The organism is Nocardioides sp. L-11A, assembly GCA_029961745.1.
Lineage (GTDB): Bacteria > Actinomycetota > Actinomycetes > Propionibacteriales > Nocardioidaceae > Nocardioides.
The window spans coordinates 5,331,034-5,345,119 of sequence record CP124680.1 but is presented as its reverse complement, the minus strand read 5'-3'; the positions used below and the strand labels follow the sequence as shown (position 1 = coordinate 5,345,119).

12 protein-coding genes are annotated in these 14,086 nt (G+C 72.4%); 8 read left to right on the top strand and 4 right to left on the bottom strand.

The genetic code is table 11. The features are described from left to right. The first annotated feature begins 97 nt into the window (after positions 1–97). Both QJ852_25595 and QJ852_25590 read left to right on the top strand, forming a co-directional pair. Positions 98–1,867: a DEAD/DEAH box helicase gene (locus QJ852_25595; protein ID WGX96506.1), complete on the top strand. Its 1,770-nt coding sequence runs from the start codon at positions 98–100 to the stop codon at positions 1,865–1,867. 16 nt (positions 1,868–1,883) lie between these two features. Next, complete coding sequence (locus QJ852_25590) at positions 1,884–2,483, top strand: transglycosylase SLT domain-containing protein (GenBank protein WGX96505.1); 600 nt, start codon at positions 1,884–1,886, stop codon at positions 2,481–2,483. 115 nt (positions 2,484–2,598) lie between these two features. Here the strand turns inward: QJ852_25590 and QJ852_25585 are convergent, their stop codons facing one another. Further along, positions 2,599–3,531, bottom strand: a complete 933-nt coding sequence (locus tag QJ852_25585; protein WGX96504.1) for an NAD(P)/FAD-dependent oxidoreductase — start codon at positions 3,529–3,531, stop codon at positions 2,599–2,601. 28 nt (positions 3,532–3,559) lie between these two features. On the opposite strand from QJ852_25585, the gene QJ852_25580 reads away from it, so the two are divergent. The 5 genes from QJ852_25580 (at position 3,560) to QJ852_25560 (ending at position 10,203) form a co-directional block, all read left to right on the top strand. Next, on the top strand, positions 3,560–4,000 hold the full coding sequence (locus QJ852_25580; protein ID WGX96503.1) for a MerR family transcriptional regulator: 441 nt from the start codon (positions 3,560–3,562) through the stop codon (positions 3,998–4,000). 39 nt (positions 4,001–4,039) lie between these two features. Beyond that, entirely contained in the window at positions 4,040–5,971 is a 1,932-nt protein-coding gene (locus QJ852_25575; protein WGX96502.1) for a penicillin-binding transpeptidase domain-containing protein, read from the top strand. 395 nt (positions 5,972–6,366) lie between these two features. Further along, positions 6,367–7,836 (top strand): NAD-dependent succinate-semialdehyde dehydrogenase, encoded by a 1,470-nt coding sequence (locus QJ852_25570; GenBank protein WGX96501.1) that lies wholly within the window; start codon positions 6,367–6,369, stop codon positions 7,834–7,836. A 324-nt stretch (positions 7,837–8,160) separates the two neighbouring features. Next, a complete protein-coding gene (locus QJ852_25565) occupies positions 8,161–8,592 on the top strand; it encodes a hypothetical protein (GenBank protein ID WGX96500.1) in 432 nt (143 codons plus the stop codon). 264 nt (positions 8,593–8,856) lie between these two features. Beyond that, positions 8,857–10,203, top strand: a complete 1,347-nt coding sequence (locus QJ852_25560; protein ID WGX96499.1) for an MFS transporter — start codon at positions 8,857–8,859, stop codon at positions 10,201–10,203. A 10-nt stretch (positions 10,204–10,213) separates the two neighbouring features. Here the strand turns inward: QJ852_25560 and QJ852_25555 are convergent, their stop codons facing one another. Next, entirely contained in the window at positions 10,214–11,464 is a 1,251-nt protein-coding gene (locus QJ852_25555) for a low temperature requirement protein A (protein WGX96498.1), read from the bottom strand. A 148-nt stretch (positions 11,465–11,612) separates the two neighbouring features. Between QJ852_25555 and QJ852_25550 the strand changes: the two genes are divergently transcribed. Beyond that, positions 11,613–12,338: a hypothetical protein gene (locus QJ852_25550; GenBank protein WGX96497.1), complete on the top strand. Its 726-nt coding sequence runs from the start codon at positions 11,613–11,615 to the stop codon at positions 12,336–12,338. A 46-nt stretch (positions 12,339–12,384) separates the two neighbouring features. On the opposite strand, the gene QJ852_25545 is transcribed toward QJ852_25550, so the two are convergent. Both QJ852_25545 and QJ852_25540 read right to left on the bottom strand, forming a co-directional pair. Continuing rightward, positions 12,385–12,954: a TIGR03086 family metal-binding protein gene (locus QJ852_25545; GenBank protein WGX96496.1), complete on the bottom strand. Its 570-nt coding sequence runs from the start codon at positions 12,952–12,954 to the stop codon at positions 12,385–12,387. A gap of 16 nt (positions 12,955–12,970) precedes the next feature. Then, positions 12,971–13,969: a sigma-70 family RNA polymerase sigma factor gene (locus tag QJ852_25540; GenBank protein ID WGX96495.1), complete on the bottom strand. Its 999-nt coding sequence runs from the start codon at positions 13,967–13,969 to the stop codon at positions 12,971–12,973. Positions 13,970–14,086: the final 117 nt, after the last annotated feature.

The following is a 14,086-nucleotide window of genomic DNA, read 5'->3' as shown; positions in this document are numbered from 1 at the left end:
CGCGGGGCCACGTCGAATCCCCGGTCGACGGCTGGGTGACCCAGCGCACCGCGACGAGGATCACGCTCCCCGCGCTTGACCGCACTAGTCTTGACGGGTGAGTGACCAGGTGAGTGACCCGGTGAGTGACGCTGCGGACCAGCCCCCGACCTTCGTCGACCTCGGTCTCGGTGACCGCATCCTCAAGGCCCTCAAGGACATCGGCTACGAGTCGCCGTCCGCGATCCAGGCCGCGACCATCCCGCACCTGCTCGAGGGGCGCGACGTGATGGGCCTCGCCCAGACCGGCACCGGCAAGACCGCCGCCTTCGCGCTGCCGATCCTCGACCAGCTCGACCTCTCCCAGAAGACCCCGCAGGCGCTCGTCCTGGCGCCCACGCGTGAGTTGGCGCTGCAGGTCTGCGAGGCGTTCGAGAAGTACGCCGCCAACCTGCGCGGCGTCCACGTCCTCCCCGTCTACGGCGGCCAGGGGTACGGCGTCCAGCTGTCGGCCCTGCGCCGCGGCGTCCACATCGTCGTCGGCACGCCCGGCCGGATCATGGACCACCTCGACAAGGGCACGCTCGACCTCACCGAGCTGCGCTTCCTCGTCCTCGACGAGGCCGACGAGATGCTCAACATGGGCTTCGCCGAGGACGTCGAGACCATCCTCGCCGACACCCCGGACGACAAGCAGGTCGCGCTGTTCTCGGCCACGATGCCCAAGCAGATCCGCTCGCTGTCCCAGACCTATCTCAAGAACCCGGTCGAGATCGCCATCGAGCGCAAGACCCGGACTGCCGAGAACATCAAGCAGCGCTACCTGATGGTCAGCTACCCGCAGAAGGTGGATGCGCTGACCCGGATCCTCGAGGTCGAGAACTTCGAGGGCGCGATCGTCTTCGTGCGCACCAAGAACGAGACCGAGACCCTCGCCGAGAAGCTGCGCGCCCGCGGCTACAGCGCCGCGGCGATCAACGGCGACATCGTCCAGGCCCAGCGCGAGCGCACCGTCAACCAGCTCAAGGACGGCAAGCTCGACATCCTGGTCGCCACCGACGTCGCGGCCCGCGGCATCGACGTGCCCCGGATCAGCCACGTCTTCAACTACGACATCCCCACCGACACCGAGGCCTACGTCCACCGCATCGGCCGCACCGGCCGCGCCGGCCGCAGCGGTGACGCGATCTCCTTCATCACCCCCCGCGAGCGCTATCTCCTCAAGCACATCGAGAAGGCCACCCGCTCCACGTTGGAGCAGATGCAGCTCCCCAGCGTCGACGCGATCAACGAGTCGCGGCTGAGCCGCTTCGACGACCAGATCACCGCCGCCCTCGAGTCGCCGCAGATCTCCTTCTTCCGCGACGTCGTCGGCCACTACATCCGCGAGCACGACGTACCCGAGGTCGACGTCGCCGCCGCGCTGGCGATCGCGATGCAGGGCGACACCCCGCTGCTGCTGGAGGCCGAGCCCGAGCCGGAGCGCCGTCCGCGTCGCGAGTTCGAGGACCGCGGCGGCCGTGGCGACCGTGGCGACCGTCGGGACCGCGACCGTGGCGACCGTCGGGACCGCGACCGTGGCGACCGAGGTGGCCGCGACCGCGCCCCGCGCTCCGGCGGCAACTTCCAGGCCTACAAGATCCAGGTCGGCAAGCGGCACCGGGTCGAGCCCCGCCAGATCGTCGGCGCGCTCGCCAACGAGGGCGGCCTCGATCGCCGCGACTTCGGCAAGATCACCATCCGGCCGGACTACTCGATCGTCGAGCTGCCCGCGCGGCTGACCGACGACCAGTGGGAGCGGCTCAAGAGCACCCGGATCAGCGGCAAGCTGATCGAGCTGGCCAAGGACCACGGCCCGCCGAACCGCTCCCGCAAGCCGCGGGACTGATCTACCCTCGGACCGCATGGGGAGCTCGCGGCGGCCGGCCGCGTCCGCCGCGGTCGTGGTGACCGCCGCGGTCGCATCGCTGGCGAGCGCCTGCGGGGGCACGACGTCGCCGACGGCCGAGCCCGTCGCGACCGCGTCGACCGGCCCGGCCGCGTCGGCGTCGCCGGTCGCGCCCACCGAGCCGGCGCCCGAGCTCTCCCGCTCCGGAGCCCGGGCCGACGTACCGACCCCTCAGATCATGGCCCAGCTCGCCCGGCGCGCTGAGCGGATCGCGAAGCGGACCCCGCTCGCGCCGCTGCCCGCGGAGATCGACGCCGGCTCCAACCGGGCGCTCGGCTACCGGGAGATGGTCGAGTTCGGGTTCCCCGCCGACCAGTGGCGCTACCTCGACGCGCTGTGGCAGCGCGAGTCCGGCTGGAACCACCTCGCCGAGAACCCCAGCTCCGGCGCCTACGGCATCCCGCAGTCACTGCCCGCGACGAAGATGGCGGTCGTGGGCAGCGACTGGCGGACCAACCCGCAGACCCAGATCCGGTGGGGGCTGGCCTATATCGCCGCGCGGTACGGCAACGCCCAGAAGGCCTGGGAGCACTCCGAGCGCACGGGTTGGTATTGAGCTCGTCGGCGGCTCGCGTGGTCGGTCTGCTTGCGCGGCGCAACTACCGAATTCGTCGCCGCTGGTGCGGTTCTACGACAAACTCGGTCGTTGCGCCGCAGGCAGACCAGCCATGTCAGGCGATCCGGGCCAGGGCGGCGTCCTGCACGCAGGCGGCGGCGGCCATCATCCCGGCGGACGCGGCGACGAGGACCGACGCCATGGGCATCGGCAGTCCCGGGCCCTGGGCCATGTCCCCTGCGGCATAGACGCCCGGCAGGCTGGTGCGGCCGAAGGCGTCGACCACGACCGCGCCGACCTCCGACAGCTCCAGGCCGAGCTGGTCGGCGAACGGTGCCGCCTGCTGCCAGTCGGTCTTCACGATCAGCCCGCCGAGCGCGAGCTCGGTCTCGCCGGCCAGGGTGACGACCAGTCCGTCCCCCTCCCTGCGTACGCCGGTCACGACCTCCGTCAGCACGGTCGCGCCGGTCCGGGCGAGGGCCGCCCCGGTCGCCTCGTCGAGGTCCGCGCCGTTGGTGAGCACGACCCGGTCCCGCGCGATCGGCAGCAGCATCGAGGCCATGGCGCCGACGTGAGGCGCGGCGCCGAGGATGCCGACCCGGGTGCCGGCGTACTCGTGGCCGTGGCAGAACGGGCAGTGCGCGACGAGGTCGCCGAAGTTCTCGGCGACGCCGGGCACGTCGGGCAGGGTGTCCCGGACGCCGGTCGCCAGCAGCACGCGGCGCGCGTGGACGGTGGGCTCGCCCTCGACCTCGAGGGCGAACGCGTCGAGCTCCCCGGTGATCCGGGTGACGCCGGCGCCGGCCGTGTCGAGGAACCGGACGTCGTCGTACGCCTCGGCGTCCTTGCGTGCGGCCAGACGCAGCTCGGCGGGCGGGGCGCCGTCGTGGCCGAGGAAGTTGTGCATGTGGCCGGTCGGGTCGTTGCGGTAGCGGTCGGTGCTGATGACGAGCGTCGACCGGTGCATCCGGCCGAGGGTCTGCGCGGCCTGGAGACCGGCGGATCCGGCGCCGATCACGACGACGTCGTAGTGCGGTGAGTTGTCCATGCACCCCAGGATGTGACTTCATGTTCACATGAAGTCAAGTCGCAAGGACATCCGCTGGTCGGTGGGTGAGCTCGCCGCGCGCTTCGAGCTCGAGACCCACGTGCTGCGGCACTGGGAGGACAAGGGCCTGCTGCGGCCGGAGCGGGACCCCGCCGGTCGACGTGTCTACGGGGAGGACGACGCCTACCGCGTGGCGGTGATCCTCGCGAGCAAGGCGTCCGGCATGAGCCTGGAGCAGATCCGCACCCTGGTCGACGCCTCGGTCGACGGTCGCCGTGACGCGCTGCGCGCCCACCTCGACGAGCTCGACCGCCGGCAGGCCGAGCTCGAACGCTCCCGGCATCTGACCCAGCACGCCCTGGAGTGCCGCGCCCACGACATCACCACCTGCCCGGGCTTCCAGGCGCACGTGGCCGACATCGTGGACGGTACGACGCGGGGCATCCGCTTCCTCGCCGGGCACGGGTGACCCGGCCCGATCGAGGGCGCGGCTGGTAGAACCTAGATCATGCGGCGGACCTCGGCGGCCCTCATCTCCCTCCTCCTGCTCGGCGGAGCCCTGGGTGCGTGCTCCGGCAGCAGCGCGACGGACGAGGCCGATGCGACGGCGCGGAAGCTGGCCAAGGCGCTGGTCGGCGCGGCGGCGCCGGCCGAGGACGGCGCGCCGAACCCGTTCGCCGGCCTCGCCTTCAGCAGTGGTACGCCCGACGAGGTGCTCGCGGCCTATCGCGCCATCGTCGGCGGGATGGACGGCATCACGCCCACGGTGACGATCGGGGAGGCCTCCGAGAGCAAGGAGCGCTACACCGCCCCGGTCACCTGGTCCTGGCCGATCGTCGACGGGGCGGACCCGTGGACCTACGAGACCGTCGCCGAGTTCCACCCCGCGAGCACGCTCGACGAGGGCCCCACCCAGGTGGTCTTCGGCCCCGGCCTCGTCGCGCCCGACCTCGCCAAGGGCGACGCCCTCGACGCCGTCACCCAGCAGACCGGCCGCGGCGACATCACCGGGGCCGGTGGCGGCGTGCTGGTGACCGAGCGGGCCGTGGTCCGGGTCGGCATCGACCGCTCGCGGGTCGACGCGGCGGTGGCGCCGGAGTCCGCGCGCGCCCTGGCCGAGCTGGTCGGGATCGACGTCAAGCCCTACGTCAAGGCGGTCGAGGGTGCCGGTCCCCGTGCCTTCGTCGAGGCGATCACCTACCGTGCCGGCCAGGAGCCGGCCGGCTTCACCGACGCGCTCGCCGCGATCGCGGGCGGCCACACGGTGGACGGCGAGCTCGCCCTCGCCCCCAGCCGCGACTTCGCCGCTCCGATCCTCGGCCGGGTCGGCCCGGTGACCGCCGAGATGGTCGCGAAGGAGCCCGAGAAGTACCGCAGCGGCGACGTCGCCGGGCTCTCCGGCCTCCAGGCGCGCTACGACGACCAGCTGCGGGGCAGTGTCGGCCGGGTCGTCTACGCGGTCCCGGCGGCCGAGGGCGCCGAGCGCCGAGAGCTGTACCGGCACGACGCCGAGCCCGGGCGGCCGCTCGCGATCACCCTCGACGAGCGGCTGCAGTCCCTGGCCGAGCAGGTGCTGGCGGCGACGGGCCCGGCCGGCGCCCTGGTGGCCCTGCGACCGAGTGACGGGGCGATCCTCGCCGCCGCCAACGACGAGGCCACGGACGGGCAGAACTACGCCACCTTCGGCCAGTTCGCCCCCGGGTCGACCTTCAAGATCGTCACCTCGCTGGCTCTGCTGCGGGCCGGGCTCACGCCCGACAGCCAGGTGGAGTGCACCCCCACCGTCACGGTCGACGGCAAGGAGTTCAAGAACTACTCCGACTACCCGTCCGGCTCCCTCGGGACGATCCCGCTGCGGGCGGCGATCGCGCAGTCCTGCAACACCGCCCTGATCGGTCAGCGCGACGCGCTCGACCCGGGCGATCTCGCTGCGGCCGCCGCCACCCTGGGCCTCGGGATCGACCACGACCTCGGCTTCCCGGCGTACTTCGGCGAGGTCCCGGATCCCGGCAGCGACACCGAGGCCGCCGCGGCGCTGATCGGACAGGGCAAGGTGCTCGCCTCGCCGATGGCGATGGCGACCGTGATCGCCAGCGTCCAGGCGGGGCGGACCGTCGTCCCGCGCCTCGTCGACCAGGTCGATGTCACGGTCCCCGCGGAGGCGACACCGCTCGCGCCCGCCGAGGCCGACCAGCTGCGGGCGATGCTGCGCCAGGTCGTCACGGAGGGCAGTGGGCGCGGGCTGGCCGACGTCCCCGGCCCGGCCGTGATCGCCAAGACCGGCACCGCCGAGTACGCCGACGGGGGCACGGTGCGCACCCATGCCTGGATGGTCGCCGCCCAGGGCGATCTCGCCGTCGCGGTCTTCGTGCGGACCGGCGAGTCGGGCTCGCAGACCGCCGGCCCGGTCCTCGAGGACTTCCTCCGCGGCGCCCGGTAGCGCGCGCAGGCGGGCGAACGTCAGGTGGGCCGTACAGCGGGCCGGCAGCGGCAGGCGGGTGGCACCTGAGCCGCCCCCCCGGCCGGCAGCGTGGCGCCGCGCGCAGCGCGTCGAGGGCATCCGCGGTCCGAGCGCAGCGAGGATCGTGCGGTGCCCTCGACAGGGCGACACGCTCGGCCCAGCCAAAACGGAGAGAGCCCCTCATCGCATGGGGTCGACGAGGGGCTCAGTCGTATCGGTGCTCCCTCCGAAGTACGACTGGTGCCACTCTAGCGCGCCGTGGGCGAGGGACAAGACCTCGGGGCCAGATTTCCTCCGGAAGCCCTCCGGAGCCCGAGATCCTGGTCCCCGATGACGCACTCCCGGTACGCGCCACGGGGTGCCAGAGTGGGGCCATGACCTTCCGTGACCGTCTCGCCCACCTGCTCCCGGAGTCGCGCCGCCAGCTGTACGTCGGAGGGGAGTGGCGTCCCGGCGCGGGTGGGGCGCGCATCGACGTGCTCGACCCGGCTGACGGGTCGGTGCTGACGCAGGTCGCGGACGGCACGCTCGACGACGCGCGCGCCGCACTGGACGCGGCCGTGGCCGCCCAGCAGGGATGGGCGGCCACGGCCCCGCGCGAGCGCGGGGAGATCCTGCGCCGTGCCTTCGGCCTGGTGACCGAGCACGCCGACGACCTCGCGCTGGTGATGAGTCTGGAGATGGGCAAGCCGATCGCCGAGGCCAAGGGGGAGGTGACCTACGGGGCGGAGTTCCTACGCTGGTTCTCCGAGGAGGCGGTGCGGATCCACGGCCGCTGGATGCAGAACCCGGCCGGGGGCAGCCGGCTGCTGACGGTCCGCAAGCCGGTCGGCCCGTGCCTGTTCATCACCCCGTGGAACTTCCCGCTCGCGATGGGCACCCGCAAGATCGGGCCCGCGGTGGCGGCGGGCTGCACGATGGTGATCAAGCCGGCGTCGCAGACTCCGCTGACCATGCTGTTGCTGGCCGCCCTGCTCGCCGAGGCAGGTCTGCCCGCCGGCGTACTCAATGTCGTGACGACCTCCGACTCCGGCGGCCTGAGCCGGACCCTGCAGGCCGATCCGCGGCTGCGCAAGGTGAGCTTCACCGGTTCGACGGCCGTCGGCAGGTCACTCGTGGAGCAGTCCGCCGGACAGCTGCAGCGGGTCTCGATGGAGCTCGGCGGGAACGCGCCCTTCCTCGTCTTCGCCGACGCCGACCTCGACGCGGCGGTCGAGGGCGCGATGATCGCCAAGATGCGCAACATGGGCGAGGCCTGCACCTCCGCCAACCGGTTCCTGGTCGAGGCCTCGGTCGCCGACGACTTCGGCGCCCGGCTCGCCGAGCGGATGAGCGGGCTCAAGGTCGGGCGCGGTCAGGACGTCGGCGTCCAGGTCGGCCCGCTGATCGACGCGAAGGCGGTGGCCTCGGTCGCCGCATTGGTCGACGACGCCGTCGACCGAGGCGCCCGCCTGCTCACCGGCGGCCGGACGCCGCAGGGGCCGGGGTTCTTCTATCCGCCGACCGTGCTCGCCGGGGTGCCCGCCGATGCCGAGGCGGTCCGCAACGAGATCTTCGGCCCGGTCGCCCCGATCACCACGTTCACCGAGGAGGACGAGGCGATCCGGCTCGCGAACGCCACCGAGTACGGCCTCGCCGCCTACGCCTACACCCGCGACCTCGCCCGCACCATCCGGCTCGCCGAGCGGCTCGAGACCGGCATGCTCGGCATCAACACCGGCCTGGTCTCCAACCCCGCCGCCCCCTTCGGCGGGGTGAAGGCCAGCGGGTTCGGCCGCGAGGGTGGGTTCGAGGGCATCGAGGAGTACCTCGACACGACGTACGTCGCGCTGCCGGCCGGCTGAAGCCGCGGGACTGGCCCCGCGCGGACCGAGTCATGGCCCCGCTCGCCCAGACCCCGAGTCCGGCCATGAAGCCAATATGCGTTGATGCGAACGACCATCGATCTGCCCGACGCGCTCGTCCGGGCGGCGCGAGTGCGGGCGGCCGAGGGCGACGAGACCTCTCAAGGACCTCTTCGCGCGCGCCCTTGCGCGCGAGCTCGGTGCCGCGGGCACGAAGCGGCGGGGTGAGCTCGCCCTCATTGCCTCCAAGCGGCGGGGGACGGTCGAGACCAGTCCCGACGAGCTCGAGCAGACGCTCATCGACGATGACGTCGACCGGCTCCCGTGATCCTGCTCGACGTGAGTACGTGCCTGGCCGGCTTCTGGCCCGCGCACGTCTTCCATGCTCAGACGCGGTCGTGGCTCGACGAGGCTGCTGATGGCTCGCTGGGGCTTTGCCGGGTTGTCCATCTGGCCTGGCTACGGCACCTCAGCGACCCGGCCGTCCTCGGCGAGGATGTGCTTACTCGCGTCGAGGCGTGGAACTTCGTCGCGTCGGTCCTCGCCGACGCGCGGTTCGGATGGGTCGACGAGAGCCGCGATGTCGACGATTGGCTCTCGTCGCACGCCGCCGGCGTCCACCACAGCCACCAATGGTGGACCGACGACTACCTCGCCGCCGTGGCCTCGGCGGGCGGAGACTCTTTCGCCACCTTGGATACCAAGATCGCCCGACGGTATCCGCGGCTCGAGGTCGTCAACCCGACAGTCGGCTGAATGCCATCGCTACCGGCTGACGTCCCCGACCGGAGGGGACGGTGGGCATGCGTGATGCGGCGGCATCGATGCCTGCGCATGGCGTCGATGACGCGGTGCCGCTCCCGGTGCTTCGCGCAGGGATCGCGGAACATCTGGGCATGCCCTGAACCCAGGCTGGTGCGACTTGACTTGAACCGGACCTGAGGTTGTCCACTCGACGCGGACCGAGCCGATGAATCCGATGGTGATGTCGGTCCTGCCGTGCAGACTCCGAGGACCGCCATGACCGATCAGCTCTCCCCTCTCGTGCCGCCTCCCGGCGAGCCCGATCCCGGGCTCCGCCGCCCGCGGCGGATCCCGCGCGCCTTCACGCCGTTCCGCCATGCCTCCTACCGGCGCCTGGGCGCGGCTCTGGTGCTCACCAGCTTCGGCGGCGGTGTCTGGGTGGTGGCGCTGGTCTGGGAGGTGATCCGGATCGGCGGGGGCGCCAGCGCGCTCTCGGCGGTGACGACGGCGGGCGCCGTGGGTGTCGTGCTCCCGGCGCTGCTCGGCGGCGTGGTCGCCGACCGGGTCCCGCAGAAGCTGATCCTGATCGTCACCACGACCGTCGAGCTGCTCGGCATGAGCCTGGTCGCGGTACTGTCCTTCGCCGACGTCACCCAGATCTGGCATCTCGCGACCGTGGCGTTCATCGCCGGCATGGCGATGGCGTTCTACTACCCGGCCTACTCCGCGTGGCTGCCGGCGCTGGTGCCCGAGGAGGACCTGCTCGCGGTCAACGGCTTCGAGGGCATGGTGCGCCCGACCGTCGGCCAGGCGCTCGGTCCGGCGGTCGCGGGTGTCGTGGTCGGGGCGGCCTCGTCGTCGGCGGCGATCTCGGTGGCCGCGGTGGCGTACCTCGGCGGGCTGCTGGTGCTGCTGCTGGTGCCTCTGACCGCCGTACGCCGCGACCTGCCGGTCACCGGCGAGGGGCCGGGCGGCGGGGCGGCGCGCGCGGTGAGCGCGGCGCTGGCCGACATGCGCGAGGGGTTCGCCTACATGGTGCGCACCCCGTGGCTGCTCGCCACGCTGCTCTTCGCCTCGGTGATGATGCTGGTGCTGATGGGCCCGCTCGAGGTCCTGGTGCCCTTCCTCATCAAGGACGAGCTGGGCGGCGGTCCGGGCGACCACGCCATCGTGATGGCCTGCTTCGGCATCGGCGGCGCGGTGGGATCGCTGACGACCGGATCGCTGCCCCTGCCCCGGCGCTACCTGAGCGTGATGACCCTGATGTGGGGCGTCGGGTGCATGCCGTTCCTGGTGATCGGCTTCGCCACGGCGGTCTGGCAGGTCGCGGCGGCGGCGTTCGTCGTCGGTGCGCTGTTCTCCGCCCCGATGGTCATCTGGGGCACCCTGCTGCAGCGCCGGGTGCCGCCGGAGCTCCTCGGTCGGGTCGCCTCGCTCGACTTCTTCGTCTCGATCAGCCTGATGCCGGTCTCGATGGCCGTGGCCGGTCCGGTCGCCGAGGTGATCGGCCTCGAGCTGACCTTCGCGGTGGCGGCGCTGGTGCCCGTAGTCGCCGCGGTCGTCGCCATCGTCTGGGCGCGGCTGCCCGCCGACGAGCTCGCCCATCCGCTCCGCGACGACTGACCGGGCGCCGTCAGTCGCCGAGCCGGGCGAGGACGTCGCTGTTGTGCCGGTAGCCCGCCGTCTCGTAGCCGATCACGGTCACCCACGGCGTCAGCGAGAGCACGAGCAGGCACCAGACCAGGTCTACGTCGGCCGCCGCCATCAGCAGCGCTGCCGCGATCACGACCGCGGTGACGACCAGCAGCACGAGGTGGAGGGTGTCGAAGCTGCGGGTCAGCAGCGTGTAGCCGCCGTAGAGCAGCACGGTGAAGATCGCGAGCGGAACGGCGACGGTGAGCACGGTGGCGACCAGTCCCAGGTGCGCGGCGTGCTCGAGGTAGTAGGCGCCGACGTGCAGGCCCGCGCCGACCGCGACGATGCTCCCGAAGACGCCCATGTGGCCGTAGCCGAACGCGAAGGAGCGTTCCGGCCGGGCATGCAGGATGTCGCCGGTCGGTACGACGAAGTAGCTCCACCAGATGCCGAAGGTCAGCGCCGTGCCGGCGAGCGCGAACAACGCGATGTCCCACGTCAGTCCGTCCGCGGAGAGGGCGCTGATGGACGCCATCGTGCCGATCATCCCCTCGCCGAGGGCGATGATGACCATCAGCCCGTAGCGCTCGGCGACGTGGTGCGGGTGCCACGGCGTCCCGCCGCGCCGTCGCTCGGCGTACGCCGGACCGCCGATCTCGATCAGGAAGGGCACCGCCATCACGGCGAAGGTCGTGCCGACCGGCAGGTCGACGAGGGCGAGCACGCACCAGATCACCTGGGCGGCGAGGATCGAGACGATATAGGTCTGGCACACCGGCCGCCGGGCGGCGTCGTGGCGACCGGCGCGCCACCACTGGAGGACCATGGCGACCCGCATCACGACGTAGCCCCACACCATGAGGTCGTTGTCGAGGGTGTCGCCGTGCTCGTAGACGGACCTGAACATCGGCTTCAGGCCGAGCGCGAACACCAGGACGCCCACCATCTGCAGCATGGTCGTGAGCCGGTAGATCCAGTCGTCGGTGTCGTAGGCCGACGCGAACCAGGTGAAGTTGATCCACGCCCAGGAGATGCCGAAGGTCGCGAAGCAGAACGCGACGATGCCCGCGCCGACATGGTCCTCGGCCAGCGCGTGCGCGAGCTCGCTCGCCGCCGTACCGAAGGCGACGACGAAGGTCAGGTCGAACAGCAGCTCCAGCGGCGTCGCGACCCGGTGGGCCTCGTGCGGATCGCGACCGAGCATGCGGCGGCTGCGGTGCCGGAGGTCCGGCGCGGTGCTCTCGGGCATGTCCGGCAGTGTAAGGACAACGGGCCCCCGTGGGCGGCACCGTCGGGAGCGAGCGGACGGGGGCGGGTTACCGGCTGTCGTCCGCGGGTAGGGGGCGGGGACCCGCGCCGCGGTCTCTGCGGCGGACACCCACGAGACGGGACCCTCCATGCGCATCCGACGGACGGCACTCGCGGCGATCGCGACCACCACTCTCGGACTGGGAACGCTCGGCCTCCCGGCCGCCTCGGCGGCCCCGGGCTGGGAGCCGGTCACCTCCTGGGCGGGCGGCCGCACCCTGGTCTGCGCCACCTCGAACGGCGACGGCACGTCCACGGTGTTCGCGCACTGGGACGGCCGCCGGTACCCGGATGCCGGCGGCGAGTTCCGGGAGTCGGGGGCCGGTGGCCTCGCGCACGTCTCCGACAACTTCACCATCTCCGGCTGGACCTACTCGCACAGCGACAAGGGCACCGTCGGCCCGACGGTCTCGCTGCGGCGCCCGAGCAACGGCTGGGTCTACGTCCTCTCCGGGTCGCAGGTCGGGATCACGGTCGAGGCGGTGGTGCCGGTCAGGACGCTGACCGCCTGCTCCGGCGCCGGCCGCGTCGCGGCCCCCGCGGCCCCCGCGGCCCTCGCGGCACCGACCACCGCCGACGTCCGGGCACCGCGTGTCGCCAAGTGCGTGTCGAAGAAGGAGTTCCGCCGCATCGACAAGGGCATGCGCCCCGGTGCGGTCAAGCGCGCCGTCCGCGCCCGCGGTGCTTCGGTGACCGCCGCCGAGTTCAGCACGGTCCGGCGCTACGACCGGTGCGGCGGTGGCTCCGTCGTGGTGAACTTCAAGCGGGCCGGGGCGGGCAGGCCGCTGAAGGTCGACAGCCGGTTCAAGGGCTGACGTCCGCCGCGGACGCCGTCAGGGGTGCCCGTACAGGGAACCCCGTTCAGGGGCGCCGGCCCAGCAGGGCGAGGACGTGGACGCCGGCGGGCGCCTCGATGTCGACCGGCAGGGGCGGCGCGAACCGCTCGTCGCCGGCGAGGGCGATCCGCAGGGCGGAGGGGAGCAGTGCCGCGGCGAGCGGCTCGGGCAGTGGTCCGCCCCGCCCGGTGGCGCGGCCGACGTCCCAGCCGTGGACCGCGATCTCGAGCGCCGCGATCCGCGCGATCGCGTCGACGGGCAGCGGGTGGCCGCCCACGTCGACGTACGGCCGGTCCGCGTTCAGCCAGGCGCCGAGGAGCGCGCACGCCTTGACCTGGAGCGACTGCACCCGGGCCTTGACGGGGGTGGGGGCGGCACTGCTGAGGCCGACGGCGCCGTCGGCCGCCTCGGAGAAGGCGTCGAGGGCGTCCTCCATGTGGGCCAGCAGGTCGGCCAGACTCCAGCCGGCACAGGGCGTCGGCCGGTCGACATCGGCGCAGGTGATGGTGCCGAGGGCGCCGCTCGTGTAGTCGAGGGCGCGCTGCATCAGGTCGAGACCTGCGACCATCCCGTCCGGCGCGGTGGCGGCGGACATCGAGCTCACCCCCGGCTCACGCCGGGACGTAGTCGGCGGGCAGCCGTGGCGGCAGCCCGAACCGCGCGAACAGCCGGGCGTCGAAGAACGCCGTGACGTGCTCGACCCGCAGGTCCTCGCCCGCGCCCGTCAACTGCAGGACCTGCAGGTGGAAGGGCTCGAAGTGCCCGTCGGGCTGGCGCATGTAGAGCCCGAAGGCCGGCTGGCCGTTGGCGACCGTCTCGAGCATCGGCATGTCGTTGCACCCGCCCGGGCACTTGGTGCCGACGAGCTCGCCGATGGCGGCGGCGCCCTGGTAGTGGTTGAGGAAGGGCGGCATGTCCCACGTGGCGTCGTACTTGAGGAGCTGGACGATCTGGTCGATGTCCTTGCGCCAGAACGCCTGCAGGTAGGCGTCCAGCAGGGTGCGCTGGGCCTGGTCGAGGTCGGGCTCCACCGTGTCGGGCGACAGCCCCCGCTCGGCGAGCTGGGCGTGGGCGCGCTGGAGGGCCGAGTTGACCGCCGCCGTCGTGGTGTCGAGCGCCTGGGCGGTCTCCGCCGCCGACCAGCGCAGCACGTCGCGCAGGATGAGGACCGCGCGCTGCCGCGCCGGCAGGTGCTGGAGCGCCGCGATGAAGGCGAGCCGGATCGTGTCGCGCTCGGCGACCTCGACCGCCGCGTCCGGGATCGGCTCCAGCCACGGCACCTCGTGGTCCTCGAGCAGCTCGTCGGACGGGGCGGAGTCGGCCGTGCCGAGCCCGGTGGGCAGCGGCCGGCGCGGCTTGGCCTCGAGGTTGGTCAGGCACACGTTGGTGGCGATCTTGTAGAGCCAGGTGCGCACCGAGCTGCGACCCTGGAAGCTCGCCGAGGCCTTCCAGGCCCGTAGGAAGGTCTCCTGGACCAGGTCCTCGGCCTCGTGCACCGAGCCGCTCATCCGGTAGCAGTGCGCCATCAGCTCGCGCTGGTAGCGCCCGGTCAGGGTGTCGAAGTCGGCGAGCTCGTCACTCACCTGTGCTGTCGTGTCGGTCTCGGTCACCGTGGTTCCCATCGCTGCCCCCGTGGTCTCGCCAGTCTGCCTGATGGGGTGACCGGGGTCGATCGGAAAACTCATCGCTGGGGGCTGCAGGAATAACCGGTCGACCGGTTGTTCCTG

Bases quoted from the DNA above. Each gene is read 5' to 3' on its own strand.
- QJ852_25590 (WGX96505.1), top strand. From the start codon at position 1,884: ATGGGGAGCTCGCGGCGGCCGGCCGCGTCCGCCGCGGTCGTGGTGACC.
- QJ852_25585 (WGX96504.1), bottom strand. From the start codon at position 3,531: ATGGACAACTCACCGCACTACGACGTCGTCGTGATCGGCGCCGGATCC.
- QJ852_25580 (WGX96503.1), top strand. From the start codon at position 3,560: ATGAAGTCAAGTCGCAAGGACATCCGCTGGTCGGTGGGTGAGCTCGCC.
- QJ852_25575 (WGX96502.1), top strand. From the start codon at position 4,040: ATGCGGCGGACCTCGGCGGCCCTCATCTCCCTCCTCCTGCTCGGCGGA.
- QJ852_25570 (WGX96501.1), top strand. From the start codon at position 6,367: ATGACCTTCCGTGACCGTCTCGCCCACCTGCTCCCGGAGTCGCGCCGC.
- QJ852_25560 (WGX96499.1), top strand. From the start codon at position 8,857: ATGACCGATCAGCTCTCCCCTCTCGTGCCGCCTCCCGGCGAGCCCGAT.
- QJ852_25555 (WGX96498.1), bottom strand. From the start codon at position 11,464: ATGCCCGAGAGCACCGCGCCGGACCTCCGGCACCGCAGCCGCCGCATG.
- QJ852_25550 (WGX96497.1), top strand. From the start codon at position 11,613: ATGCGCATCCGACGGACGGCACTCGCGGCGATCGCGACCACCACTCTC.
- QJ852_25545 (WGX96496.1), bottom strand. From the start codon at position 12,954: ATGTCCGCCGCCACCGCGCCGGACGGGATGGTCGCAGGTCTCGACCTG.